The following is a 24,634-nucleotide window of genomic DNA, read 5'->3' on the forward strand; positions in this document are numbered from 1 at the left end:
AGCCGAGTCTCACGCACTTTCGCAGTGGTTGAATCGCTCGTCGTGGCTCGCTGATGACCAACCTTCTTTGGCTGAAACGCAATGCGTCATTTACTGCTTGTTTGGACAGTCGTTTCCGTCTTGGTGCTACCCAGCGCGGGCTGCAGTCGAGCCTGCGACCAAGTCGCGGGCATCGTCGTTGATGGCGATGGGACTCCACTCCCATCGGCGACCGTTGTGCTTGCTCCGCGTGACACGATGGTGCTCGAATCGGATCTGATCACCGAAGACTGTGCTCAAGATGGCACATTTACAGCGTATTCATGCGCCAATACTCGAGATTCGTATTTCACATTGACCACCGAATGTTCGGGGTTTCAGACGGATGTGCGAATTGTAAAATCGGGTGATGCTGGGCTAATGATCGTGCTAAAGCGTGAAACGAGAGTGGTTGACGGATAATGACGGCGTGCATACAGAGCGGGGCTTGCGGACGGAGTTGAAATGGACAACTTGACGCTCCCCACCTCGTGACGCGGGACATTCGTCCAACTTGACCTCAGGGAGCATCCCGTTCCCTTGCCGTGATTCCCGCACAGCGGTCTATCGGCAGTTCACCCTGATACGCGGCCTGTCGTCAAACTTGGTTTCTTCGATCACACTAAAGCCAAACGGCGACCAGGCTGCCGCTACATTGGTTGGCCCCGACGACATCATGGCTTTTGTATCTTGGCTCGCATCAACGCGCGACGCTCACAGGGCAACGCCCGCGACCGTTTGAATTTCAACGTTGTTTTTGAGGGGAAGAAGCGTTCAATACCATTACTTCGTACCGTCTATCATTTCCCGCTTGTTGTGAACTCGCCAATCCGGGAGCTGCCGCGAAGCTGCTCTCTGATTCGGGGCGAGTTGATTCGTTATCTCGTTACACGCTACCGATGTGGGACGTACTGACCGGCGTCGTGCTTGAAGAATGGTTTGGTTTGCGATTGCCCCCGTCGAAACTGCCGTGGGGCGAACCGCTTCATTTGCCAAACGACCTACGCCTGCTGTATTGTCTGGACCGTCGTGACGCGCGGCGAGCAAAAGCGGACATTGATCAACACTACCTGTCGCTGAGGCGTGAAGCTTCCTGTCTGTCAATCTTTGCCGGATTTGGGCTTGCGATACGGGATGACATGGAGCGAGAGCGTGACGGACTGCTGTTTCTCTCCCGGCAAGCGGACCATTTCCGATCGTTGAACGACTATCTGTTTGTTGTGCAAGACCTGTGTGATGGTGGTGACGCGATCGAACGCACAGAACCCAGGGATGCACACAGAACCCAGGGATGCACACAAAGGGCTCGAGAGTGAGTTCAGACTCGTTGTTGGCTTTTCGTGCATCCTCCGTGATCCCGAACATTCCCTGGTTAAGATCGAAAGAAAACGGTCACGTCCAAGTGACGGATTGCGATGTTTATGTGCCCGAGTGGGGACAGCGAAACCCAGCGTATCGGCAAACCAAAATGCACGGATCACAGCTTGCAAGTTTCTAGAAATGGAACACGATCCTGCCGTGCCTGATGATGGTCCCCATTCGTCCTTCGAGATTTGACTTGACACTTACCGCACACCGAACTGAAAAACATCGACTGCGACGATCGACCGGATTGGAAACCCTTGTCGAGATGGTGGCCATTGCATTTCTTATTCTTGGCTCGATCGTTGCTCTCGCGCTAGTGATGACATTTTCGTTGTGGGGCCTCGTCACATCAGGCTTTGCACTGCTGATCGCATTCTTGACTTGGCTTTTACTTCGCTGCCTTGCAGAACATTTGCGTCTGCAAAAGAAGATAGCGGGATGTGAATTCGAAGGGACAATTAGTGGCCCTGGTGAAGAAACCATTTGGGCCTGTAGCAATTGCGGCCAGATGTTGCATTCTGGCAATCGCTGCGACTGCTGTGGGGCGCAAATTCTTTCAGACGAAAATTGAACGGTTCAGACGTGTACAATCAAAGCCGCGTCTTTGAATCAGTCGACCGCAGAAATCGGACAAGCAATGCGATGGGCCCAATCGTCTGGTCGTGCGTTTTCGCGAATCGAATTCTACCTGACGCCGCCGGGGCATCGGTGGCGGTATCCGAAGTGCGAATGTTCAAAAAAAAGCACAACTTGCCGATCTGCGCTGAACTCGCTGGCTACGCTTTCCTCTTGCTATTGCCAATCGGCGGATGCGTTCGAGGGGATGGTGGGCAGGGAGAAGTTGAAAACAGTCGTCGTTTGGTCGAGTCGGATTCAGCGGCTATTGACCCCGTGGATAACTTCTCGGTGACTTCTCGCTTTTCAATCCGGCAAGACGATTTTGCGCTCGGCCAAGATGCGGTTCGATTGCTGACGGACGCTGAATCTGAAGCTATAACAACTCACCGAAACGTCATGCTGCAATTTAGCGGTCCACGTTGTCCACCCTGCAGGGCAATGTCGCTCGCTTTGGCAACGGTCAAACGGCTGATTGAAAAGGACTTTGTCTTTGTGGAAATCGATCGCCGAATGCACAATTTCGACAAAGTCTATTCTGCTTACAGTCGTGATGTCGGGAGCGTCCCATACCTTTGCTTCCTGTCCCCGACTGGAAGCATCTTGGCAGAGGGCAAGAACAATGGCGAAAACATAGGGTTTCCCTTGACGCCTTCTACCATAGTGCGTTTCCGCGAAATGCTGGATACCACTTCTAGCCGATTGTCTGCCGAGGAACTTGAGCAAATTGTCTAGGCGTTTTGTCCTGCAACGATGCAGCCAACGGCGGATAGCGATCACAGCCGCGTGGAGGCGGAGGCGGGTTTGCGTGATTTATTAAATTGACAATCCGCTTTCCCGGCCCAGTGATGTGGGCGTTTTTCTACCGCGTATCCATGCTGCCAATACGCGACTATTACCTAAACGGATACGACTTTGATGGGGTGCCCAAGACGATCTCTCTGCGCACTGTTGAACCGCGTTCAGACCCTCCGCAACGCATTGACGTGTTCTTCGACGGCGTACGTGATGACTATCTTCGGGACACCCTGCTTGCGTCGATCTTGTTCGGTAGCGACCCAGTTGATGCTGATCCAAGCCAGCGGGAAATCATCTCGTGCACGGAAGGAACGGTTGGCCCGTTTCCTGGTCTGGTTGTAGTCCGCCTACCTTTCACTCCCCGTGATTTCTACCGTTCGTCGATAAGGGTATTTTTTTGCGTTTCCGAATCCGTACGCTGTTGTCGATCGTTGCTGTCGTCGCGATCAGTGTTGTAATTGCTGAGTCGACGACGCGGAGCTACCGGGGTCGATGTCGCATCGAAGCTGACTTGCATTCGATGGGCGCGTACTACGTCAGCTTCGACGAGAACAATTCTCCAACCTGGGTCGGATTTGTTGACCCCGTTAGGTTTGACCATATCGAAGAGTATGAGTCTTTTGACCACCTTGATTTCGCCGGCGCTAGCATCACCAATGACACCGTGCGGGGTTTATCGAATCTGAAGAGCGTCAGAGTTCTTCACTTGACGGATTGCAACGTGACCGACGATCAGTTGAAGATGCTCGCCAGCATCGGATCGATATGGATGCTACGGCTGAATGGATCGTCAGTCACCGACGATGCGATTCCAGCGATCGCATCCCTCCACGGCCTGAAATCGCTGGACGTTTCCGGTACGCTCATCACATTCGCTGGCGTTGCGGAGCTCCAACAACGCTGTCCTGATATCGTGGTCCGACACGAGCCGCGGTGACTTTCGACGAACCATCCGACGGATCCGAGCGGCGAACTCGGGCATTTCGAAGTCGTTGAAGTAGTCATGGGAAACCATGGGTGATCGGGGAGTCGGAATTCAAAGGCGTTGTGACGATAAAAGATTTGCCGTCCCGGGCCGCGCAGCCCTGCCGTTATCCGACTGAAATCCATTGAATCCCAATCCGTACGAACCGATGACGCAACAGCCACCACCGACGAAGACGCGGCAATCGCAGTTCCGCACTGTGGCTGGGATCCTGGCCGGTTTTACTTGCGTCATCGTTGTCGGCCCTGGTTTTGCCTCGCTGACGATGCCGCGCGGGCCTGTGATGCCGCCCGGAACACGCTACGCGACCTATGATTCCGAGTTTTACTTTCTTGGGGTGCCGTCGTCACCTGAGGTTGCGCGCTGGGTATCTTTCACTGCCGGGCCTATCCTTTTGGTGGTTGCCATCGTGCTAATTCGCCCTTTCACTCGCCGGTCTGGAATGCCGAAACCGCCGGGCGGCGGATAGCCAAGGCAGGCACAGTACCCGGGCACGCGAGTTTCCTAAATGAGGACACCAGGCGTCCGGCCCGCTGGCGGCAAACGTCATTTCGCAACGGATTTCCCGTTCTATCGCCGATACCGCGTCTGCCGATTGGACGTCACCGCAGAATCACTGCATCGCTGCGGTGGATCGCCTTTCGCACCTTCACACCGAAGATCTGTACTGAGCTATACTGACTTTCGGACCGGCGTTGCGAACGAACCCGACTTTCCGGTGGACGCTTGCGAGGCAGAAGATCGCTGGGGACGAATTTCCCGAGCCTATGCATTGAAATAACCATGGATTGTCGACGAAGCGGCGGTGTTCGCTGGTTTTGGCGCTTGCAGGTCAATTGCCTCCGGTCACAAAGCTGTACCGTCGTCAGGCCTTCGTTTGCTCCGTAGTCGAATCCGAATTTGAAGCCTTATGAGTCACAAGATGAAGTGGAACGCCCGTGATTGGTTTGGGGTTTGGGGAGGCTCGACCAGCTGGATGATTATCCTCGCTTGCTTTCTGTTCTGGTTTCACCAGCCATTGTTGGCGGCACTCGTGGCCGGATGCTGCATCTGCTCGAACTCAGTGGCTTTGGTTCTTTGGGCACGGCGTGCGAAACTTTCGCTGTACAGAGCCAATCTACTGATGCTCGGTGTCCTGGCGATCACCGTTCCGCTCGCTTGGTACTCCACTATGATCTTCGCATCGACTGCAGCGCTTGAAGCGATGAACTGGCCTACATCGAAGATCATCAACATTGTGCCATTGTTTGCAGCACCTCTGATGGCGTTGGTGTTGCACTTCCGTCTCCGCCCGCGGTTGACCGACGAGAGCGACTCACAAATCCCGAACACCGGCGGACAACGATTGCGTTGAACCTGGGGAAGTATGGGATCCGCTACGGCAACTGGCTACGCGATTCTATTGTCTCCGATCCCACTTCGCCGGTGGTCGCTATCGTTTTCTGGCTGAAAAACGTTCATCTAATCGATTGAACTTGCGTCGCGTTGTTGCCGCTACCAGAGGATTTCATGCACGAAGCAAACGATCGATTCGTTCACGCGGTTGCGGGAGCCATGCTCGGTTCGATTGCCGGAGGAGGCGTGGGCATAGCAAGTGGATTGATTTACCCAGGCTGGACCGTCATGCTATTCGTTGGCTTCGTACTAGCGGGCGGTTTGGGCTGCAGCCTGCTTGGATATTTCAAAGGCGATGCATTTACTGACTGGATCAGGGACAACCTCTGGAAGTTCTGGTAACCATTTCCATTGCGTCTGGGATTTGCTCGAGTCATAGCGATCGGATGTGTTGTCAATCGACAATGGATGCAAAGAGCGGCTAGGCAAGTCAAGCCATGCTGTTGAGCGAGGTTGCCAGTTTCTTGATGAGGGCACACCCAAGACGCCGAACTGCGAACGATGATGTTATCTGACTGAGATTTTATGAAAGCTTTGCTTCTCATTTCCGCTTCGATCGCAACGTCTATCTACCTTATGCCAGACGACTACTCACTCGTCCGCGCAGTGGTCGGGTGCACGCTGCTAGCGGTGGTACTCTTTTTTCTTCTGGACGTGGAATGGATTACCCTGACACTGTCTGGGCGCAAGCGGGGCCCTGGCACTGCGTTGAGCACGCTCCTGTACTTTGCAATCGCGATGCCGATCATTTTGGGCGTCCACCATTTCGGTCCGAAAAACGATAAGCTGGTTTTGATGACTGGTGTCATGCTTGCCATGACGCTCGCGCTCTCGGCATCCCAGGCGCTTCTGGGATGCCGTGTACCCAGTCAGTCTGTTGGCAGAGAATGACGCACTCCGAAGTGGCGAGAGTTCATCGCTTTGAGATTCGCAATCGCAGATTCAATGAAATGACCGCGGAGTCGCAGACGACGTGTTTTCAAATGGAGCATCAACTGGGACGGCCTGTTTTTCCGGACGTTCGCCGACAGCATCGAATGCGTTTCTCTCTGCGAGCCCTCATCATCGTCGTGTCGTTTTCGGCGATTGCTTGCGCCGCCTACCATTACTGGCCTCGTGAGCCTGGTGCGGTTTCGAGTGATGACTTCCACTGGCGCGATTATTCTGTAGGTATTATGGATCAAGCCTACAGCGGAGATCTGCAACCTCACGGGTATACCTGCGGCGGTGGCACATACGTCGAACTACGTGAAGGTGCCCACATGCCTGGCTCTACAGGAGGCTGGTACTACCAGGTTGGTATCCAGCTTCCCGTCGACATCAATGTGGGTGACCAGTTCGATCTCTACCCAGTCGCTAGGGGACGCCATCTCGAACCCGTTGGTGAATTTGATCGCTTGGGTTTTCTTCGTCCGTGCGAATTTGCTGCGTTCTATTTTGGCAATCCGATTGGTGGATGCCTGAAATGCGAAGACGCGGATTCGGGTGGGACTCTGATGGTCGTATCCATGACTCGAGAACACGTAACGTTCGAGGTCAAACTACATGCCGAGATTTCGGACTCTTGGAACGTCGATATTGACCGACGCTTTTCACTACCTCGGGAATAGCGAGGAGCCATCGCCTGCACGAAGGTCGGGCTTCAGCGGGATTCGAAAGTGACTCGCCACTTTCCCGACCCGGCGATGCGATTCGTTTTCTGGCTGATGCGATTGCAGTACTGTCATCGCGTCGAACCAACGATCTACGGTTCAACTGCATGCGACAGCATTTCTGAGCGTTGCACGCTTGGTTTGCGGTCGGCCAACACTTGCGTAGGGATGGAAGGATTGCCGATGCAGTCGGTGGTGCCTGGCACACCGCAAGCTGGCTACGGATGTTTGAAGTCGTATCCCACGAGAGTCCAATTCGTAGCATTAGGTTCCCCTAAGCCAAAATCCAATGCCTAGGGAGACTGATTGCGGTAATCCGCATGGGAGACACCCCCGGAAATCAAGTTCGGAACGCACGCGTAAGCAACGAGCGATCAAACATTGTCGTTTCTTTCATCCCCCTCTCTCTAGCCCTCTCCCCCGCAAACCGCTGCGCTGCGGGGGCTATATGACATTCATCGCGACATGGATTGATCGCTGGTTGCTAAGCGGTGAACCGAAACACGAACGCGTTCGAAAAGCGATGGTGCTCGGCGGTGTCGTCTGATGCGAACATTACGTTCCAAGTCACGGGGCGCCGGAATGTTTGGTCCATCCAGGTTGATCCTATGGAAAAGGTGACCGATCCAGCATGGAGAACCTCGCTATCGACTTTCCGGGTGAACCGGTGTCAATCCAATGCTATGATTCGCTGGCTGGTTCGCCCATCTGCTTGTCGACATCGGCGCAGATGAAAGCACTCATTTAGCAGGTAATCAAAATGTCGTCGCAGTCTGAAGATGCGACAATTACACGTCGTGGCCTGACTGCATCCTATGTCGTGGCTTTGTTGATCGTTGCCAGCATGCTGTTGCTGGCGTTTCTGACCGTGGCTTGGCAGCTGGGGAAGAACGAAGACGACGCCAGATTGATCAACGTCAGCGGCAGGCAGCGGATGCTGTCGCAGCGTATATCGTTGATGGCATCAAGTCTGTTGGATCCAAGCTCGGATCAAAGTGGCATCCAGCTTCGAACGGACTTCCGCGATGCGGTTGATCTGATGCAGAGAAGTCAGGATTGGTTGACTGGTACGGTTGATGGCCGGACTGATTCGAGTCACAAAATCAGTGCTCCGCTGCAGGAGCTGTATTTTGGTGATGCCGGAGTGGTCACGCTGGTGCGAGCCCACTTAGCCGATGCGAATCGGTTGTTCACGATCACGGAATCCGATCACTCGATCGCGGACGCAGAATCGATCGCCAATGAAATCCGTGGACGGGCGGTCTCTCATGATCTGCTCGGAAAACTGGATTGCGTCGTTCAGCAGTACGAATCCGAGGCTGAAGAGAAGCTGCGCCAGTTTTGGTGGTTGGAGTTTGCGTTTTTGATGGTTGGCCTATCTGCTTTGGCTGCTGAGGCAATCTTCATCTTCCGGCCCATGGTGCGGACCGTGATTCAAAGCGTTTCCGAGTTGCAGAATGCGAACCAAGAGTTGGTTGAATTTTCCTACCGCATTTCGCACGATTTAAGAGCTCCCGTTTTGTCGTCCATTGGGATTGCCGAAATCACCAAGGACGCACTCGACGAAAATGATGTCGATGAAGCCAAGGAGTCATTGAGTCATATTTGTCGCGCACTGAAGCGTGTTTCCGAAACATCCGACGACATTCTGCAATTGACCAAGATGCGAATGGCGGACGTTAAAAAAGAGACGTTCGGGTTAACGCAAATGATCGAAGAATCGCTAGAGGCACTCTCGCACATGCCGGGATGCGAAAACGTCGCGATCACCACCATTGTGTCAACAAACGATCGAGTTCATGCTAAGCGGCTGTTTGTCAAACAGTCCATCGAAAATTTGATTTCAAACGCGATCAAATTCCAGGATCCCAAAATTAGTCAGGCCCGTGCGGAAGTTTCCGCGCAGATTGACAACGGAGTCTGTGTCATTTCCGTTACGGACAATGGCTTGGGGATTGCGTCGAACTATCGTTCAAGAATGTTTTCGATGTTTCAACGATTTCATCCCAGCGTATCGGGTGGAAGTGGATTGGGCTTGTACTTGGTCAAGCAAAATGCTTCTGCGCTTGAGGGGGATCTGAGCTACGTCCCGCTCGAGAAAGGTTCCCGTTTCACGTTCTCATTTCCGGTCTAGCAAGGCAGAGTCGAAAATTGAATACCGTATTTTTGATCGACGATGACGAGGCCGATCAGTACCTTTGCCAACGCGTGTTCAAACGAAGCGGGTTTTCGTGCGAACTATGGACCGCTAGCGATGGAGTCGAGGCACTGGACTTGCTGCGTGATGCAGACGGTGTCCCCGATTTGATTTTGTTGGACATCAACATGCCACGGATGAATGGTCATGGATTTCTGGCCGAATACAGCAAGCTTTGGTCTCGCGAGATTCCTGTCATTGTCGTGCTGACCAGTTCCGACCAGGCCTGTGACCGTGAGCAGGCAATGAAGTATCCAGCCGTTAAAGATTACATCGTCAAGCCGCTCCGTAAGGAGATGATCGAAACGCTGGATGCACTCGTCAAATCGGTGAAAGCGAATTGCAAGGCAAGCGAGTAAGAGTCGTTGCTCAGCAGTGCTTGCGAACGGTTGCTTCGATCGGTGTGGGACTTTCGCTTCCGACCTGCTGACGCACACAAACATCCTGTATTTGAAACCCCGAAGGCTTTGCTGATGAATTTGCTTCGCGTCCTGATTCCCCTGCTGATGATTTCGCAACTTGTTTCGGCTGATGAACCGGTGCGAGAGCGGATCGAATGGATCGACATTTGGGTCACGGACGCCGACAAGGACAAGCTTCCTAGAGTCTTGTTGGTCGGTGATTCGATCACACGCGGCTACTTTGGTGCGGTCGAGAGTCAGTTGTCTGGAAAGGCCTACTGCGCACGGCTAACCACATCGAAGTGCGTCTCCGATCCGTCTTTCAATGCTGACCTGCGGTTGATGTTGGATCAATACGATTTCACCGTCGTCCATTTCAATAACGGGCTGCATGGTTGGGGATACACGGAAGAACAGTACCGTGATGGATTGGCGGCGACGGTTGACTTTGTAAAGCAGAATGCAGCCGACACAAAATTCATTTGGGCGACGACGACGCCGGTGCGTGAAAAAGATGACCTGGAGAAGTTCGGTGAACGAACGCAGCGTGTTCGCGTGCGAAATGCAGACGCCGCAGCGATTATGCAGGATCACGGTTTTGCCACCGACGACTTATTCCATTTGGTCAAGGATCATCCGGATTGGCAATCGAAGGACGGCGTTCACTTCAACGGGAAAGGCAACGAGGCGTTGGCGAAGCAGGTAGCAGACAGTATTTCGAAGTGCTTGCCTGATTCGGTACCCACCGCGGATGATTCGGATACCCAATAGCCGGATTCCATTATGCGAATCGGCGAACAAGCGACTTGGGATGATCGAGACAGATCCGACGGTAGGTTGCTGTTGTTCCCTCGAGGAGTGGTTCCTAAGGGGGGCCGAACCTCTTGGCGGTTTGTCGATTTTGTGAGCCGCGACGCATAAGCGACCGGGAATCCCTCCCCCAATGCCCGTGGCCGGGCGTCCGGCGGATCACGATTGCCATCATGGTTTCGACGAAGCGTATCACCCGCTCGTTCGGTGGCTGATCAGATTTTGACCGCACGGGTCGCGATGAACGTGTTTAGAAAGCTGGACAATGGATCGTTGCTAGAATCGGGATAGCGATCTTCGTAGAACCCGGTCAATGCAAAACCTGCGTTCAGTTGGCCGCCGATTTGGTCATCCAGGCTGTGGGCGAACTCCAGCGGCTGGCCTGCAGCGATCGCCTGTTGGATGTGGGGCTGGTCCAGATAGTCCAAATCCGAATAGGGAATCTGGTAACGGACCTGAAGATTTCCGTTCTCTTTGCGTTCGTCGTCAAAAATGTATCGCATGGGATTGGTGAATCCCGCCATCAGTACCCCTTGGCTTCGTAGCACTCGATGGCACTCGTTCCAGACCGGGACGATATTCGGGACGAACGTGTTCGAACAGGGATGAAAGATCAGATCGAATGACTGGTCGGCGAAGACGGACAAGTCTGCCATATCGCCTTCGACGAATTTCATTGGAAGTCCATCGCGGTCCGCGACGAACCGGTCTTGGTCGAGTTGACGGGGCGATGCGTCAAAGACGGTGACGTCCGCGCCGGCCGCCGCCAGAACGGGAGCCTGCTGGCCTCCGGCCGCGGCCAAACAGAGCGTCGTCAAGCCTTCCAACGGTGGGAACCAGGCCGCGGGGACTGGTTGGGTGGGGGTCAGCACGATGTCGAACTTTCCCAGCCGTGCATTGGCAATCGTCTGTTGGTCTACCGGCGTCGTCCAGCGATTGCCTTGATCGACCTGTTGGTTCCACGCCGCCCGGTTGTGGTTCATGACGTCATCGGTGTGCATGTGAGTGCTCGTTTCACTTTTGGGAATTCTGTGGTGCAGATCGTCGTCAGTTGATCGTGCGGTGGTTGAGTTTCACGGACAAGTTACGGTCGAAGGGATCGAAATAGTCACGTCGTGCGGATTGTGCGGGGCGGGGTGAGGATTGTTCCGCTTTCTCGCATTGCAAGCGAAATGTCGGATGGTGGGATCCCGATGATTCACAGGGCGGGCGAATGTGGTTGTGACGAACACACCATCCCGGGGAGTGAACCTTTTCGGTTTCCGGATGGCTTCACACAGAACGGTTGGATGGGGTGAACGGCTGCATGATGTTTCTGATTCAAAAGCCGATCGCAGCGATATCGGAGCGACGGAGGCTGGGAGCCCAACGCCTTGCATTGTTCGGCCAGGGATCTGGCCGTCGGTTGGGGCTGAAGCTGCTGCTATGTTTGATCGCATTGATTGTCATTGGCGGAAGCTTTGTTGCATCGGTCCTGTCCCGTCCGGTTCGCACGCCCATCTTAACGCTGGCCGGCGTGTACGGACCCGAATGGGATCTGAACTCATGGGTCGCCGAAGATCTAGACGCGATCGGGACCCTTAGCCAGGGTACTTTTTCGGTCGGCGAATTGCCAAGTATCGATCAAATGGCGGGTGGTTTTTGGGACCAGACGGACGAACGGATCCGCGCAGCGCTGGCCGCCTGTCCCAGCGACCGGCCCTTGACGTTTTATGTGAATTTGCATGGCGCGGTGGACGACGATGGCCGAGCCTGTTGGATTCCGCCCAACGGGTTGGTGGCGGATGCGACGACCTGGTTTCCGATTCAAGACTTCTTGGACCATGTTGCACAGTTGCAGACTCGGGATGAATTTCGTCCAGTTGTGCTGCTGTTGGAGTGCGGACGTTTGCGCGCCCATTGGCCGGCCGGTATTTCCGAGAACCAGTTTGACGATCGATTGACCGAAGCATTGGCTTCGCATTCGCGTAGCTATCCACAATCCAATGTGACCATCTTGTCATCGGTTAGTCGCGGTCAGCGCAGTTTGTTTTCCCGGCTGGGGGATGGCGACGTGTTCACTCGGTTTGTGGTGGATGGTTTGTTCGGTGCGGCAGACGGTTGCGAGCCGAAGAAAAAGGCCGACGGATACGTTGATATCGACGAATTGCATCGTTACGTTCGTCAACAGGTCGGTGGCTGGGCGCAGCAACACCGTGGAGTCGATCAGACACCCACCCTGCATCGTGTGGGATCTTCGCAACCATTTGTCATCGATCGGGTGACTCGCCGACATCGAAAGGCGTCGCACCCTACGCCGGCGCCGTCAAAAGATGATCTGCAGCGACTGCGCACCGCGGTTGAATCAGTCGTGGCGATGCGTGATATGCGACCGATCGCAGTGGACGCGCATGCGTGGTCGCAAATTCAACGTACTTTGCACTCCATTGCCCAATCCGTGTATGGCGGAAACGCAGTGCGTCAATCCAGTGACCGGTGGTACAGTCGGCTAGAACGCCAGTTGCAGAGTCTGCGACAAGAGATCGCGATGCGAGCGAGCGAATCGTCCCATTGGGCGGACATCGAAATGAACCGCAGTGCGCATCGCATCTGGTCGACGATCGCAAAGCAACCGACGCGCAGCACGGCCGAGGATATGGTTGACGGCGTCGATCACGACAAAACGATGCCGGTTCCGATGCTGTACGCATTGTTGGCCAACGGGCGCGAACGCGAGAACCGTTCCGACGACAAAGAACAGAACTTGAATGGATTGGGCAAAAACGAACGAAGCCAAAAAGAGTTCGACTTTTGGCGCGATCCTGATCTGATCCGTCGCGTTGCGGTGGCGCAAGCAGGTTGGTTGGAAACCACTTTGGGGCTGCCTGATGGCTTGTTCCCGGCGGCCGACCAAATTTCGACGTTGGTTCACGATCATCGCCGCCGACTGGCCGACACGATCCTGGCCAGTGGATCACCCGGGGACCAAACGTTCGAAGAAGTGCTAAGTGAATTCGAATCGAGTGCAAAGACGGCCAGCGCGGCTTTGTCCGAGCTAACGTTGGCCTGGGAGATCCGCGCTCAGTCATTTCTAGAACTTCCGTACCTGATTCAGGTGATCAATGAAGTCACTGTGCCATCGCATTCGGAGCATTCCCAACAAGACGATTTAGCCAGCATCGACGATGTCATGCGTTTAGATACGCTGCTGAATCAGTTCATCGATCAGCAGCAGCCCTGGACGTCGACGCTTCGTGATCAAATCGCGATCGCGTCGAAACGGTCTCGTGATTTCCTGCAGCATTTGTCGGGGGCCCGCGAATCGACGCTGATGTCGATGAGCGGTTCATCGGTCCAGGGATCGTCGCTTTCGATGGGGGCGATGGCCGGCACGATGTCATCCGCCAATCGCTGTCGATTGATCGCATCGGATCCGTCTCAGGAGATGCGAGTCGAAGAGCAACTGCGGCAACTGGATCGTGAACTGAGTCGCCAGCCAGTCAAGCCGCTGTTGGTCACCAGTGATCCGGTCGGACAGACCAGCGAGCCTGTCTCGGATGGCTTTTTGGCGGTGTTGTTGGGATTGGATCCGGACACCACGGGGGATGCGCAAGTTCGCAAACAACTGCGTGATCTGGCGTCCTTGGCCGGGCTGGATGCCGGGGCCCGTCATGAATCACGACGGGTGGTTTCGATCATCGTCAACGAGCATTTTTCGAGTGTGATCAGCGCCAACCAGAAGGCCCAGCGACAGTCGCGATTGGCCAGCCGAATCAACGAAGTGCTGGACGACTTCTGGTTCGCGCCATCGTCCGACGGAACGGCCTATTTCGATCAGACCTCGCAAGCTCTGTTGACCCTTGCGGATTCCGAAACAATCGAAACGTCCGACTGGAAAACTGCCAGACGATCGGTGAACGATAAACTGATTGCACGACGACTGGCATCCAAGAATGGGTTGGTCATTCGTGCAAGTTCGACGCCGTCGTTTGTGACGCTAAAACAGCAGTCCGTTTCGGTTTCGCTGGATCGATCGGCGGGTCAGGGGGAATTGCCTAGCGGAACGGCCGCATTGTCGATTCGCCCATCGGGGGCAGGATCCAGTCTGACCAATCGCCCGATTGCGATTCGCGAATCGGGGCTCGTACCCGCCCCGCGGCAAACGCAAACGGTGGCATCCACCAACGAACTGACGTTGACGACGCAGCGAACCGATCATTCGGTCGCGGAGATCAATTTCCGTGGAAACCGCTATCAGTCGTCGGTGATGTCATCGGGCACCGCGTTCGGTGTGACAACAAACGGCCAACCGAACACGACCGGCGCCGAGATCACGATCCGCGACGCAATGGACGCTGGCCGAGCGGTATCGTTCGTACTGGATTGTTCCGCATCGATGAACGACCCATTGAAAGCAGAGCTTGGGATTGCTTCGCAAAGTACCACTGCAGCGAACAAATTTGATGCCGCCCGGTCGGCGTTGTACGAGATGATGCGGCGGATGCAGCCCAGCGCAGCGCAGGTGGGATTGGTCATGTACGGTCACCGGATGGCGATCAGCGGTGACGAGCGTTTCGCCGAAAACAACGGTCTGGTGTTGCAGAAGCGATACCATCAACGGTTCCCGTTTTCACCGAGTATCCAGCCGTTCGAAGACGTCGAAATCGCGTTGGCGACGGGACGTTTTGATACGGTTGAACTTGAACTGGCGCGTCAACATTTGGATGCCGCAGTCCCGTGGGGGCAGACACCGTTGTACCTAGCGATTTCAAAGGCGATAGACGACGTCAGCCGATCGGGCGATGGGGTCACCAAAGACATCATTGTTGTTTCCGACGGTCGCAATTACCAATTCAACCCGACCGCCGACACCGTGTTCACTTTGGACCAACTGATCGTTCAGGCGAACGAACAGGATGTTCGAGTCCACGTGATCGGTTTCGGTGTGCCGACGGCGGAGGCCGCCACTGCTGCATTTGAGTTCGAGACATTGGCCAGCGGCACCGGTGGTGAGTCCGTCAACGATGTGAAGGACGCCACCGAGCTGCTTCGGCGGATGGAACAGCTTTCGTCGTCAGAGTCCTTCAAGATCAAGCTGCCCGATGGTACCGAACGTTCAGGCCGTTTCAGTGAAACGCTCCGTTTGCCGACGGTGAAAGATATCAACACGCCGGTCTCCGTGACCATCAGCGGTGTGTCCACCGAGATTGTGATTTCGCCTGGTGATCGACTGGAATTGGTTGCCAACCAGATGCAGCACTTGCTGCGGTCACCGCCGTACTTGGCGGGGGCTCCGGTGTTTCGTCCCTTTGCGACCGCCGAGGACCATTCGGCTTCGGTCCGTATCGGCGTGGACACGCCGTTGTTGAACCAGAACGATTGCCGTTTTCGGATCTCGCTGCAACGCGGTGATCAACAGGTTTCCGATCGTCCCAAGGCCATGTGGGTCGAGATCGTTCCAGTGGATGGAGAAACCAGCGTCGATGCCGGTAGCGACCAGCGAGTCGCCTATCGAACCAGCCAATTCGAATGGCTGGCAAAGCGGCCTTGCCCGGTCGCCCAGTTCGTCTGTTTGGGGTGGCCGTCCGACGCGACCGGGTACCAGTTGAACGCGTGGTGTGTCGCAGAGTCGCCCGCGTCCGATCCAATCACGCTGGATACCGTATCAACCGAGGGTCAAATGCGCCGTCTGGCGGGATTCGACGGCGTGACTTACCAAGTTTATCGATCCGCCGACGCGATTCAGATTGGTTTTGAGTATGCCAAGTCGGATTCGGTCGATTTGGATGCGATGATGGTGGTGAACCTCAAGGATGGGGACATTGCATCGGCTGATCATTGGTATGACGACGGTGGCAAACACAGCTTTCACGTGTTCCGATTTGCCGCAGCTGCGGACGCGGCGAAATTCGAACTTGAAACCATCGCCGATCTGAAGAAACGTTCGGTACACACGGTCGATCCAGTGCAGGGATCGATGGTTCCCAACGTTGCTACTCTATCGGCGACAACAACCAGCGGAGTGCGGTGAACGCGGTCGCTCGTTCGTGCGGTACTTCGATGCGAAGGAAGCAGGTCGCGATTGCCACCGCAGCCGTCTTCGGTGAATTGTTGACGGTCGATGCAAAGAAGTGGGACGTGTCCTCGCATAGAGCCCAACGTCAACGCGGACATGGTTGGAATGACTGAGGACTGATGCCGTACCGTTTGTAGGCGAGCGTTTGCATATCGAAAACTTGGCAACTCACCGCTGGGTCCTGCACCCCTGTCCGCTACACGCCGTTCTGAACTCCCGTTGGGACGTTCTGCTTGCATGGTGTTACCGTTCGTAGTACCGGCTTCAGCCGGGATTTTGAGATCGGTTGGGGTTGATGCGCGGTCTGATTGCGGCTGAAGAGAGCGTTCAAATTAGCCGCGGAGCGGCGGCAGCTTTTTGCCGTGGGGCGTGCCCCACGGTTCGCGATGACTGACGCGATCTTGCTCTTCTCGGCCGGGCCGCCTGCAGGCGGCCCGGCCGAGAAGAGCATTGGGGGGGAAGCGAGATCCGGTGGTCGAGACCACCGGCATGATGCTTTCGCCTCTGCGAGGCTGCTGTAAGCCTGAGGCCGGCTGAAGCCGGTACTACGAACGGAGCGTATGAAGCGTGTGGTGACTGAGCGTTCAGCTTCGCTCGGATGTTCCGTTGGGACGTTTGGCTTGCTTGATTGTTTCCGTTCGTAGTACCGGCTTCAGCCGGCTTTTTTGCAGATCGGTTGGGGTTGATGCGGCGGTTTGATTGCGGCTGAAGAGAGCGTTCAAATTAGCCGCGGAGCGGCGGCAGCTTTTTGCCGTGGGGCGTGCCCCACGGTTCGCGATGACTGACGCGATCTTGCTCTTCTCGGCCGGGCCGCCTGCGAGCGGCCCCGGGCGAGAAGAGCATTGGGGGGGAAGCGAGATCCGGTGGTCGAGACCACCGGCATGATGCTTTCGCCTCTGCGAGGCTGTTGTAAGCCTGATTACGGCTGAAGAGAGCGTTCAAATTAGCCGCGGAGCGGCGGCAGCTTTTTGCCGTGGGGCGTGCCCCACGGTTCGCGATGACTGACGCGATCTTGCTCTTCTCGGCCGGGCCGCCTGCAGGCGGCCCGGCCGAGAAGAGCATTGGGGGGGAAGCGAGATCCGGTGGTCGAGACCACCGGCATGATGCTTTCGCCTCTGCGAGGCTGTTGTAAGCCTGATTGCGGCTGAAGAGAGCGTTCAAATTAGCCGCGGAGCGGCGGCAGCTTTTTGCCGTGGGGCGTGCCCCACGGTTCGCGATGACTGACGCGATCTTGCTCTTCTCGGCCGGGCCGCCTGCGAGCGGCCCGGGCGAGAAGAGCATTGGGGGGGAAGCGAAAGTCGGTGGTCGAGACCACCGGCATGATGCTTTCGCCTCTGCGAGGCTGCTGTAAGCCTGAGGCCGGCTGAAGCCGGTACTACGAACGGGGCATATGAAGCGTGTGTGGACTGAGCGTTTCCAAATCGGAATTGCGAAGTGGTTCCTGAACGGGGGCTTTTGCAGAGAGCGGCCAATCGTTGCGTCTGACGTTCGGTGGGTTGCCGCGTCCGACACGCCCGCAGCTTTGCTGACGCTGCTCGCTCACGTGCTCTTGGGAGGGCTTCGGTCGCCAGACGGACAATGGTTGCGTTGTGATTCAGCGAGCGTCTTGTCCGTCATGCGAAGGGGGCCATCGACGATGATGCTTATGCACTACGGGGTCAACAGAATCTGCTGAATCAATTCGGGCGGAGGCGACTCGATGGGGAACTGATCGCCCGATGCGTCGGTGGCACAGCCACAGGCATCTGGATCGAGAGGACCACCGCAGGCGTCCAGAGCCAGTCGTGCTAAGCGTCTTGCTTTGGAATCGGGTTCGAACCAGCAACAGGGACCGGTTTGCTGGAACACCATCCGGGTCAGTTTGCGACGAATGGGGTCGCTGCAACATCCACCGCACCCCACGTCACAACCGCGGCGAGAAATGATGACCACGTCGATCGCTGCGATGCGAACCTTCGCCGAAACGTCATCCAGCCCCGCCAGGACGGCTTCTTCGACAAGAGGGTTCGTCGTGCAATCCTCGCCTGCCAGGGCCCCCAACGCTTTGACTTTCGCTGCTTCGGCAGCCTTGGCTGCTTTCATCTTGTGGGCGGCGGCGACCGCCGGAGACGCGGAGGCGGCGTTCGCCGGGTGTGATAGAGGCAGGGTCAGTGGTTTGGGTTCCAGTGCAGGGAGAACTGCCGACGCCTTCTCGCAAGCGATCTGACCGAGCAGTACGGTTTTCCTGCACGTGCTGCGGGCGATGGTGTCAACGCCTAGGAAGCGTGGCAACGTCATCGATGATTCGGGATGCGGGATGACCAATCCGTCGGGGCCGACGGCGATCGGTGCGGTCGCTTGATGATCCAGTGCTTCCAGCGAAGCGCAGCCCGAAAAGAAGGGGACGCTGACGCAACCGACCAGCAAACACAACGGCGAGATTCGGCGAATGATCGACGGCCGTCGGGCGTTCATGCTCAATCGATGCGGATCGTGGAGATGTTGGAAGGTTGCGGTGGTTTTACCGCAACCCGTACGCTTTTGACGTACTTCATGCCCTGGTAGAGACCTTCAAGCGTCAGTTCGTAATCGCCGGCCTGCACTTGGGGAAACACGAAGTTGCCTGCCGAGTCTGTCAGGACCTCTTGGGTTAGATTCGACGTTTGTGAGGCTTGTTCGTCTGCTTTTTCGCTCGGATTGTCTTGCTTTTCGTCCGAACTGTCCGGCTGCGGGATCTGTTTGCGAGTCAGAGCGACTTTCATTCCGGCCACCGGCCGCGTCACAAAGGCGATTTTGCCGCGAACGGCTGTGGATTCAGACTGTCGCGTAGCGATCCACTCGGATTCGCTGCGGATTTCCATCGCGATCGTCTTCACAATGCCAAGGTTGCCTGCCGCGTCGGTTGCTTGGACCAGCAAGGTGTGTGTCCCCGCTGCCAATGCGGCCGTGGGTGCGATGATAGCCCAGTGCTGATCGCCAACTCTTTGTCCTACCAGCGGCTTTACATCGGCGGTGAACTCCTGCTGACCGGCGGTTGCCCATCCCGCCCGGATCGACGCGGCGTCACTGAGGCCCGCATCGTCGATCAACACTTCGACGACGACTGGTTTCCCAAGCACCGACGGCAGCGGAGACTGAATCTGAACCTCTTTGACCTTCGGAGGCAGCGAATCGAACACCGCTGTCAACGAATTGCTCCAGATCGTCTGATCGCCACGCTGCAGGCATGCGATCAGCGGCACTCGCCGGTTGTGGACCAAGCCCACCGGGACCGACAATGGATGCGGTTGAACCTGACTGTACAGTCCTGCGGCACCCTCTGGATTGACACCTGCCCAAATAAATTCGATGGCGGTGGGTGTGGTGACTGCGACGGAGGGTTCGTCGACAAGATACCGATCACCATTGAGGTCAAATCCCAGTGTTAGTTGATCCGAACCGTATCGAAATTGTTCGTCGCTGATGTCGACCCAAACGATCGCATCGACCGTTTTGGCGCTCTTGGGAACAACGAACGGTTCGCGATTCGAACTCGGGATATGAATCGATACAGATGCGTTTGCATCCGATGGTGATAGCCCCAGTTCGCTGTGGTCGCCGGCGACGTGAAACACAAATGCACTTGGCCATTGGTCGGTCAGCACGCGAACGCCAAAGGCGTGACCATCGCAACCGGCGGCCGAATAGGATTTTTGAACATGCGATTTCGGGGCAACCATCATGTCGCCGCTGGCAATCACGCGTTGGTTTCGGAGGTCGAACACTTCGACATGCACCTGTGTCGCATCCGTCACCGAATCCATCGCCTGAATCGAAACATCGACCAGTTGCGAATCATGGTCGAATGAAACTTGGGGCTGGATCAGCGAAGCGGGGCGATAGACGCGTGGACTTAGATCGATCATTTGAACGACGTCGTTTTCATCGTCGGTCACTTCGCACCACAGTGATCCCACCTTGATCGGCGGCGCAAGCGGATCTAGCTTGGCGGCCGGAAACATGATCTTCGTCGGCTCGGATGTGTGAACGGCCAGTCCCGGGTGGACGGCAAGTTCGACGGGGGAGGTGCGAGATGAAAACCAGCGTTGTTTTTCAACCGTGTTCATCGTCGGGGGCAGTTGGCTTGTCGGTTCTGGCCAGGCAAGTAAACGCACCTTCACGGACTTTGTTTGCGGATGCATCGCTTGCAACCACAGATGCTGATGCCGATCTCGGTTGGCGTGCATGATCCACTGGGATGATCCCTTTGCGGTCGATGCTGTGACCGATGGATGATCATGGCCCAGCGTCATTGCGACGATGTCCGCCAATGGCAACTGCAGCGGTATCGCCGTGCGATAGATATCGTCGTCGGTAATCCAGCGGACATTAATGGCGGCATCTTCGTGCTGGCTGCTCTGATGAAGAAACGCGGATCGTTGAACTTCGATGGTCGCGGACGGCGTGGCCAGCGATGGCGGCGTGGAACGAGAGCGTTTTACACGCTGTGCCGCGACGGTTTGGTAAGCTGAATCGCCCACCATTCGACTCGCAAGGGGAGTCGAGTCCTTGGACGACATGTCCACTTGCAGCCAGTCGCCATCGAACTCCACTTCCAAAATTCCTTGGCTTGGGAGATCCGAGGAGGCCTTGACCGCTACCTCGATCGAAATGCGATCCGACAAAGCCAATGATCCTCGCATCGTGACATCCAATTGATAGTCCGACTGCAACCTACGCGGTGTGCTGAGCCCCATCGCCAACGCGATCCGTTGATAGCGAGTGTTCGCGTCGGTCCATTGTTGACGTTCCGATAGAGTCGAATCGGCGGCAAGTTCGCAGGTGTCGTTGGCCAGCGCATTTAGAATCCGCGACCATCGGATGTTTTTGGCATCGCGGGCGTTGGCGGCTGCTGTTTCGGCATTCGGTTTGTCGGTTCGCCAACCAAGATCACTGAACGATCGACGGTATTGGTCGACGCTGGAAATGATTTGGGATTCGGAATAGGACGAACTCGACAGTGCGTCGATCGCAAGTTTCGAATCGCGTTGCAGGTGGGCAAGTGATGCGTCGGAGTTTGGGGCGCCAGCCAGCAAGACTTGTGCTGCCAACGTCGATCGAGCGATTCGCGTACGGGTCGTTTCGATGAAACCGCTATCGATTCCCGTCAGCGGCGAAACGCTGGAATCTGCCGTCCACGAGTCGTCGGTTTCACTCCACTGGACCGCGTATTGCTGTTTTCGTTTCTGGATCGATTGGATCAAGGCAGTGCAGTGATGGATCGAACTGCCCGTTTGAGCTGCCAGCCAAGATTGAAGTTCGATCGTGTCGTGCAACAGTTGACAGACGCTGTCGTCGGTTGGCGTTCGTGCATGGATTGGCGATGCGACAAGCCGGGGAATGTTGGAAACAATCTTTGCGCATACCTGGGTTGCTTGGTTGATCGAGCGGACATCCTGCTGCATTTTCCGATAACCCTGCAGCGCGTCCGCGGTCTGATCGGACACAAACCTAGTGTTATTGCCGCGAACAGGACTCATCAAGCTTCGTTCAGCGTCCAGTCGATTCCATTGCAAATTTTGCCAGTCGTTGGCAAACCACTGGCGCGGTTCCTGGTGGATTGCAAGTTCGTTGGCGATGATCCGGCACTTGATCAGGTCTTGCTTCAAGGGCCAAGGGACATCGCATGACAAAACCAATCGTGTCCAAACAACTTCGTCCCATGTCGCGGATTGGATCAGAGGCGACGCGGCCCACTTGATAGCGTCGGATTCGGCAGCGTCGGCATTCAGCAGCGATCGCAATTGCACGATGACCTGTTGGGCTTCTTCCGTGCTGTTGGTGCCTAGGCCATCGGCTAGCATCGCTGTCGCTAACGCCAATGTCGGTGCGGTGACGTCTATCTGAATCTTGGGTTCACCAATGGGAGGTGTGGCTGCGGGTTCCGATGTCGCGATGGCGTCCGTTTTCGCGATTGGTTTGTTGTCGCTGTTCGCGGAGGGCTTCGCGTCCGCCGTTGGAACGATCGGTTGTACGGGCGACAACACGACCTGTTTCCAGGTGGATCGGTTTGTGGACGAAAAGGAATGAGTCGCGCTGGTTGCCTGTTTGCCGCCGCCGACCGGGCAGACAACATGCGACCACTCGGCGACTGAGATGATTCCGTCATGATTGGTATCAGCGGGCGGCCGAAATCCTTCGATCGCCAACTGAGTCAGTGGTGAGAGTGCCGCTGAATTGCCCGAACTTGAGTTGCCCGAAGCCAAGTTGCCCGAAGCCAAGTTGCCCGAAGCCAAGTTGCCCGAAGCCAAGTTGCCCGAAGCCAAGTTGACTGACCGCGAAGTTGGATCGTCTAGGTTCGGCTTCACCAGCGAATGGTGTGTGATGACCATCACTTTGGCGTCGTGCAACTGAGAGATCTGGCGATCGATGCAACGCGAAAAATGCCACGCGGTGATCTCAGGCAGGCGGCTGATGGAATCGCTTTCATCTTCAATCACATCCACCAAAATGATCGACGGAGATCTCGATTGTGCTAAACGATGGATCAGATCCGCGATGTCGAGCGTGGCTGGACGCATGCCCGATTCGGATTCCGCAGGCGAAAGAGTGGGGCGATCATCGACCACCGATGCGACACCGGTGATGTGAATGATTTTGGGCTGTTTCGAAACATCGTCCTGATCCAACAACGACGTCGAATCGGAAAACGACTGCGTCGGGAAGACTTGCGATGTCGGAACCGACCGAGCGAATGCTTGGAATGCTTCGAGTGATTGGATCGCTACGATCTGTGCCGGCAGTTTGGACCCGTCGGACGACTTTGGCGATTGGGCGGGGCCAATCGAGATCACGCTGATTTGGGGAGTGATCAGAGGTCGCCAAACAGCGAACAAGAAGACGCCGATGATGGCCGCCATGGCCGTTGTTACGAGAATCTTGGCGCGCAGCGATGACCGTGATCTGTTCTGGACAGTTCGCCAATCCTTCAGCTTGGGATCGGCGTTTGGAAGTTCGGTGGAGACGATACTGTTGTGCATCCGGTTATGCCGTATGTTTTCTTTGCCAGCCCCGCCAAGGGCATCTGCATTGTTTGGTACACGTCGCAGCGATCGACGCGGTCTGCTTCCCTGCCATCGCTATCCACCGATCATCACGTCCGGGGCGCCGGCATCGATCGTACCGCCGTGTTCCGTCGGGTCACCCACTCGCACCGCGGGAACCTGATTGATCATCACGGTCGCGGACCCTGCAATGAGTGTGTCCGGGGGCCCGCTGCAGGTGGCCATGTCGCCAACGATCGCAGCTGGCAGTCCACCGATCAGGACTGTCGCCGCACCGGGGCCGTCAATCGGACCGCCCACGTGCGGCACAACGCCGGTAACCGAGTTGCAGCTGTGCGGGTCAGTCAAGCGTGCTGCTGGAGGCATCAGCGATCTCCTGGGATGGTCGGGGCGGTTTCGTCGGTATGCAATCGTTGGATCGCCGATGTGCCCAAATCCAACCACTGGTTGATCGCGGCGGTTCGGTCCGTGGCTGCTGCCAGAGCCCAGCGGTGTGCGGTCAAGATCGCGATGCCGCAAAGGTGTTTCGGCGGAACAATGATCGGTTGCCCTTCGGGGGCGATGCTGCCGCCGCTGAATACCACTGCCTTGGCGATCCACTTCGCGACGTGACATGGTCGACACGCGGATAGTTGATCGCGGACGACACAGCGATCGATTTCTGCTGCGGATGCTGTCCAAGCGGTGACGGCGTCTATCACCGACGGCTCTGCAGCAGCGTTTACGCCGCTGGCATGCATGGCCCAGTGGACGGCATCGGTGGCAGGCAAGGTACCGGCAATGAAACGGACTGCGTCGTCGTGGAGTTCGGCCTCGATCAGCCGCTGCAGAAACAGAGTGACCCGTTCTGGTGAATTCACCAACCCGATGGCAGCTTCGGAAAGCTTCATGGATTTGGCCACGTCCAATATCTGACAACGTTCGTCGACGATGTCAGGAGTCAAATCCACGTCACGATCGGCGGGCTTTGGCACCGATTCAACGAGATCGGGAAACCAGCTGAGCGAAAAGGCGGTGCGGCCGGCGAAAAATTCGGTGGTCTGATCGCTGCGGTCGGTCAAAGTCAATTGGTCGATGTTGTCACCATTGACCAATAGTGTGTGTTGATCGTCCAGTACTTCGACAGTAGCGTCCGAGCCACAGCGGACCACAAAGTGCTCGGACGCGATGGCGTCGTCACCGGCGATGCTAAGTTCCACCCATTCGCTGCTGCCCACGCGTGCTTCTTGACCGACACGCAAAAGCAACCGTCGATCGGGTTGGTTGTCGGGGTGGGCGGTCAGCAGCAGTGGCATCGGTGTTCTCGCGATCGATTGGATGG

18 protein-coding genes are annotated in these 24,634 nt (G+C 56.2%); 12 read left to right on the forward strand and 6 right to left on the reverse strand.

Annotated elements, in window-relative coordinates; translation table 11 throughout:
* Positions 1-81: 81 nt before the first annotated feature.
* The 5 genes from K227x_RS10825 to K227x_RS10845 all read left to right on the forward strand — a co-directional run bounded on the left by K227x_RS10825 (position 82) and on the right by K227x_RS10845 (position 3,733).
* Entirely contained in the window at positions 82-441 is a 360-nt protein-coding gene (locus K227x_RS10825; protein WP_145169504.1) for a hypothetical protein, read from the forward strand.
* 476 nt (positions 442-917) lie between these two features.
* The gene (locus K227x_RS10830) at positions 918-1,334 is read left to right on the forward strand and encodes a hypothetical protein (protein WP_145169505.1); all 417 of its coding nucleotides are present in this window, start codon (positions 918-920) and stop codon (positions 1,332-1,334) included.
* Positions 1,335-1,630: 296 nt separating this feature from the next.
* Positions 1,631-1,954, forward strand: coding sequence for a hypothetical protein (locus tag K227x_RS10835; protein WP_145169506.1), 324 nt, complete (start codon positions 1,631-1,633; stop codon positions 1,952-1,954).
* Positions 1,955-2,112: 158 nt separating this feature from the next.
* A complete protein-coding gene (locus tag K227x_RS10840; RefSeq protein ID WP_145169507.1) occupies positions 2,113-2,733 on the forward strand; it encodes a thioredoxin domain-containing protein in 621 nt (206 codons plus the stop codon).
* 460 nt (positions 2,734-3,193) lie between these two features.
* A complete protein-coding gene (locus K227x_RS10845) occupies positions 3,194-3,733 on the forward strand; it encodes a hypothetical protein (protein ID WP_145169508.1) in 540 nt (179 codons plus the stop codon).
* 1,056 nt (positions 3,734-4,789) lie between these two features.
* Here the strand turns inward: K227x_RS10845 and K227x_RS10850 are convergent.
* The gene (locus tag K227x_RS10850) at positions 4,790-5,017 is read right to left on the reverse strand and encodes a hypothetical protein (RefSeq protein WP_145169509.1); all 228 of its coding nucleotides are present in this window, start codon (positions 5,015-5,017) and stop codon (positions 4,790-4,792) included.
* Positions 5,018-5,290: 273 nt separating this feature from the next.
* On the opposite strand from K227x_RS10850, the gene K227x_RS30455 reads away from it, so the two are divergent.
* The 6 genes from K227x_RS30455 to K227x_RS10870 all read left to right on the forward strand — a co-directional run bounded on the left by K227x_RS30455 (position 5,291) and on the right by K227x_RS10870 (position 10,197).
* Positions 5,291-5,518: a hypothetical protein gene (locus K227x_RS30455; RefSeq protein WP_218933927.1), complete on the forward strand. Its 228-nt coding sequence runs from the start codon at positions 5,291-5,293 to the stop codon at positions 5,516-5,518.
* 183 nt (positions 5,519-5,701) lie between these two features.
* Positions 5,702-6,067 carry a hypothetical protein gene (locus K227x_RS30460; RefSeq protein ID WP_218933928.1) on the forward strand — a complete coding sequence of 122 codons (366 nt, stop codon included), beginning with the start codon at positions 5,702-5,704 and terminating at the stop codon, positions 6,065-6,067.
* Positions 6,068-6,213: 146 nt separating this feature from the next.
* Positions 6,214-6,786, forward strand: a complete 573-nt coding sequence (locus tag K227x_RS10855; protein WP_145169510.1) for a hypothetical protein — start codon at positions 6,214-6,216, stop codon at positions 6,784-6,786.
* Positions 6,787-7,588: 802 nt separating this feature from the next.
* The gene (locus K227x_RS10860; RefSeq protein WP_145169511.1) at positions 7,589-8,962 is read left to right on the forward strand and encodes a sensor histidine kinase; all 1,374 of its coding nucleotides are present in this window, start codon (positions 7,589-7,591) and stop codon (positions 8,960-8,962) included.
* A gap of 17 nt (positions 8,963-8,979) precedes the next feature.
* The gene (locus tag K227x_RS10865; protein WP_218933929.1) at positions 8,980-9,384 is read left to right on the forward strand and encodes a response regulator; all 405 of its coding nucleotides are present in this window, start codon (positions 8,980-8,982) and stop codon (positions 9,382-9,384) included.
* A 114-nt stretch (positions 9,385-9,498) separates the two neighbouring features.
* Positions 9,499-10,197 carry an SGNH/GDSL hydrolase family protein gene (locus K227x_RS10870; RefSeq protein ID WP_145169513.1) on the forward strand — a complete coding sequence of 233 codons (699 nt, stop codon included), beginning with the start codon at positions 9,499-9,501 and terminating at the stop codon, positions 10,195-10,197.
* 254 nt (positions 10,198-10,451) lie between these two features.
* Here K227x_RS10870 and K227x_RS10875 read toward each other — a convergent pair whose 3' ends face one another.
* Positions 10,452-11,237 (reverse strand): class I SAM-dependent methyltransferase, encoded by a 786-nt coding sequence (locus K227x_RS10875; protein WP_145169514.1) that lies wholly within the window; start codon positions 11,235-11,237, stop codon positions 10,452-10,454.
* Positions 11,238-11,542: 305 nt separating this feature from the next.
* On the opposite strand from K227x_RS10875, the gene K227x_RS10880 reads away from it, so the two are divergent.
* Positions 11,543-16,246 carry a vWA domain-containing protein gene (locus K227x_RS10880; protein WP_246146735.1) on the forward strand — a complete coding sequence of 1,568 codons (4,704 nt, stop codon included), beginning with the start codon at positions 11,543-11,545 and terminating at the stop codon, positions 16,244-16,246.
* A 1,695-nt stretch (positions 16,247-17,941) separates the two neighbouring features.
* On the opposite strand, the gene K227x_RS10885 is transcribed toward K227x_RS10880, so the two are convergent.
* From K227x_RS10885 to K227x_RS10900, 4 genes are all read right to left on the reverse strand, one after another.
* Positions 17,942-18,745 (reverse strand): hypothetical protein, encoded by an 804-nt coding sequence (locus K227x_RS10885; protein ID WP_145169515.1) that lies wholly within the window; start codon positions 18,743-18,745, stop codon positions 17,942-17,944.
* A gap of 2 nt (positions 18,746-18,747) precedes the next feature.
* Positions 18,748-23,289 (reverse strand): carboxypeptidase regulatory-like domain-containing protein, encoded by a 4,542-nt coding sequence (locus K227x_RS10890; RefSeq protein ID WP_218933930.1) that lies wholly within the window; start codon positions 23,287-23,289, stop codon positions 18,748-18,750.
* 99 nt (positions 23,290-23,388) lie between these two features.
* The gene (locus K227x_RS10895) at positions 23,389-23,679 is read right to left on the reverse strand and encodes a PAAR domain-containing protein (protein WP_145169517.1); all 291 of its coding nucleotides are present in this window, start codon (positions 23,677-23,679) and stop codon (positions 23,389-23,391) included.
* Entirely contained in the window at positions 23,679-24,608 is a 930-nt protein-coding gene (locus K227x_RS10900) for a DUF6931 family protein (protein ID WP_145169518.1), read from the reverse strand. Before K227x_RS10900 ends, K227x_RS10895 begins: the two co-directional genes overlap by 1 nt.
* Between the last annotated feature and the right edge of the window lie 26 nt (positions 24,609-24,634).

The sequence above is a fragment of the Rubripirellula lacrimiformis genome (assembly GCF_007741535.1).
Lineage (GTDB): Bacteria > Planctomycetota > Planctomycetia > Pirellulales > Pirellulaceae > Rubripirellula > Rubripirellula lacrimiformis.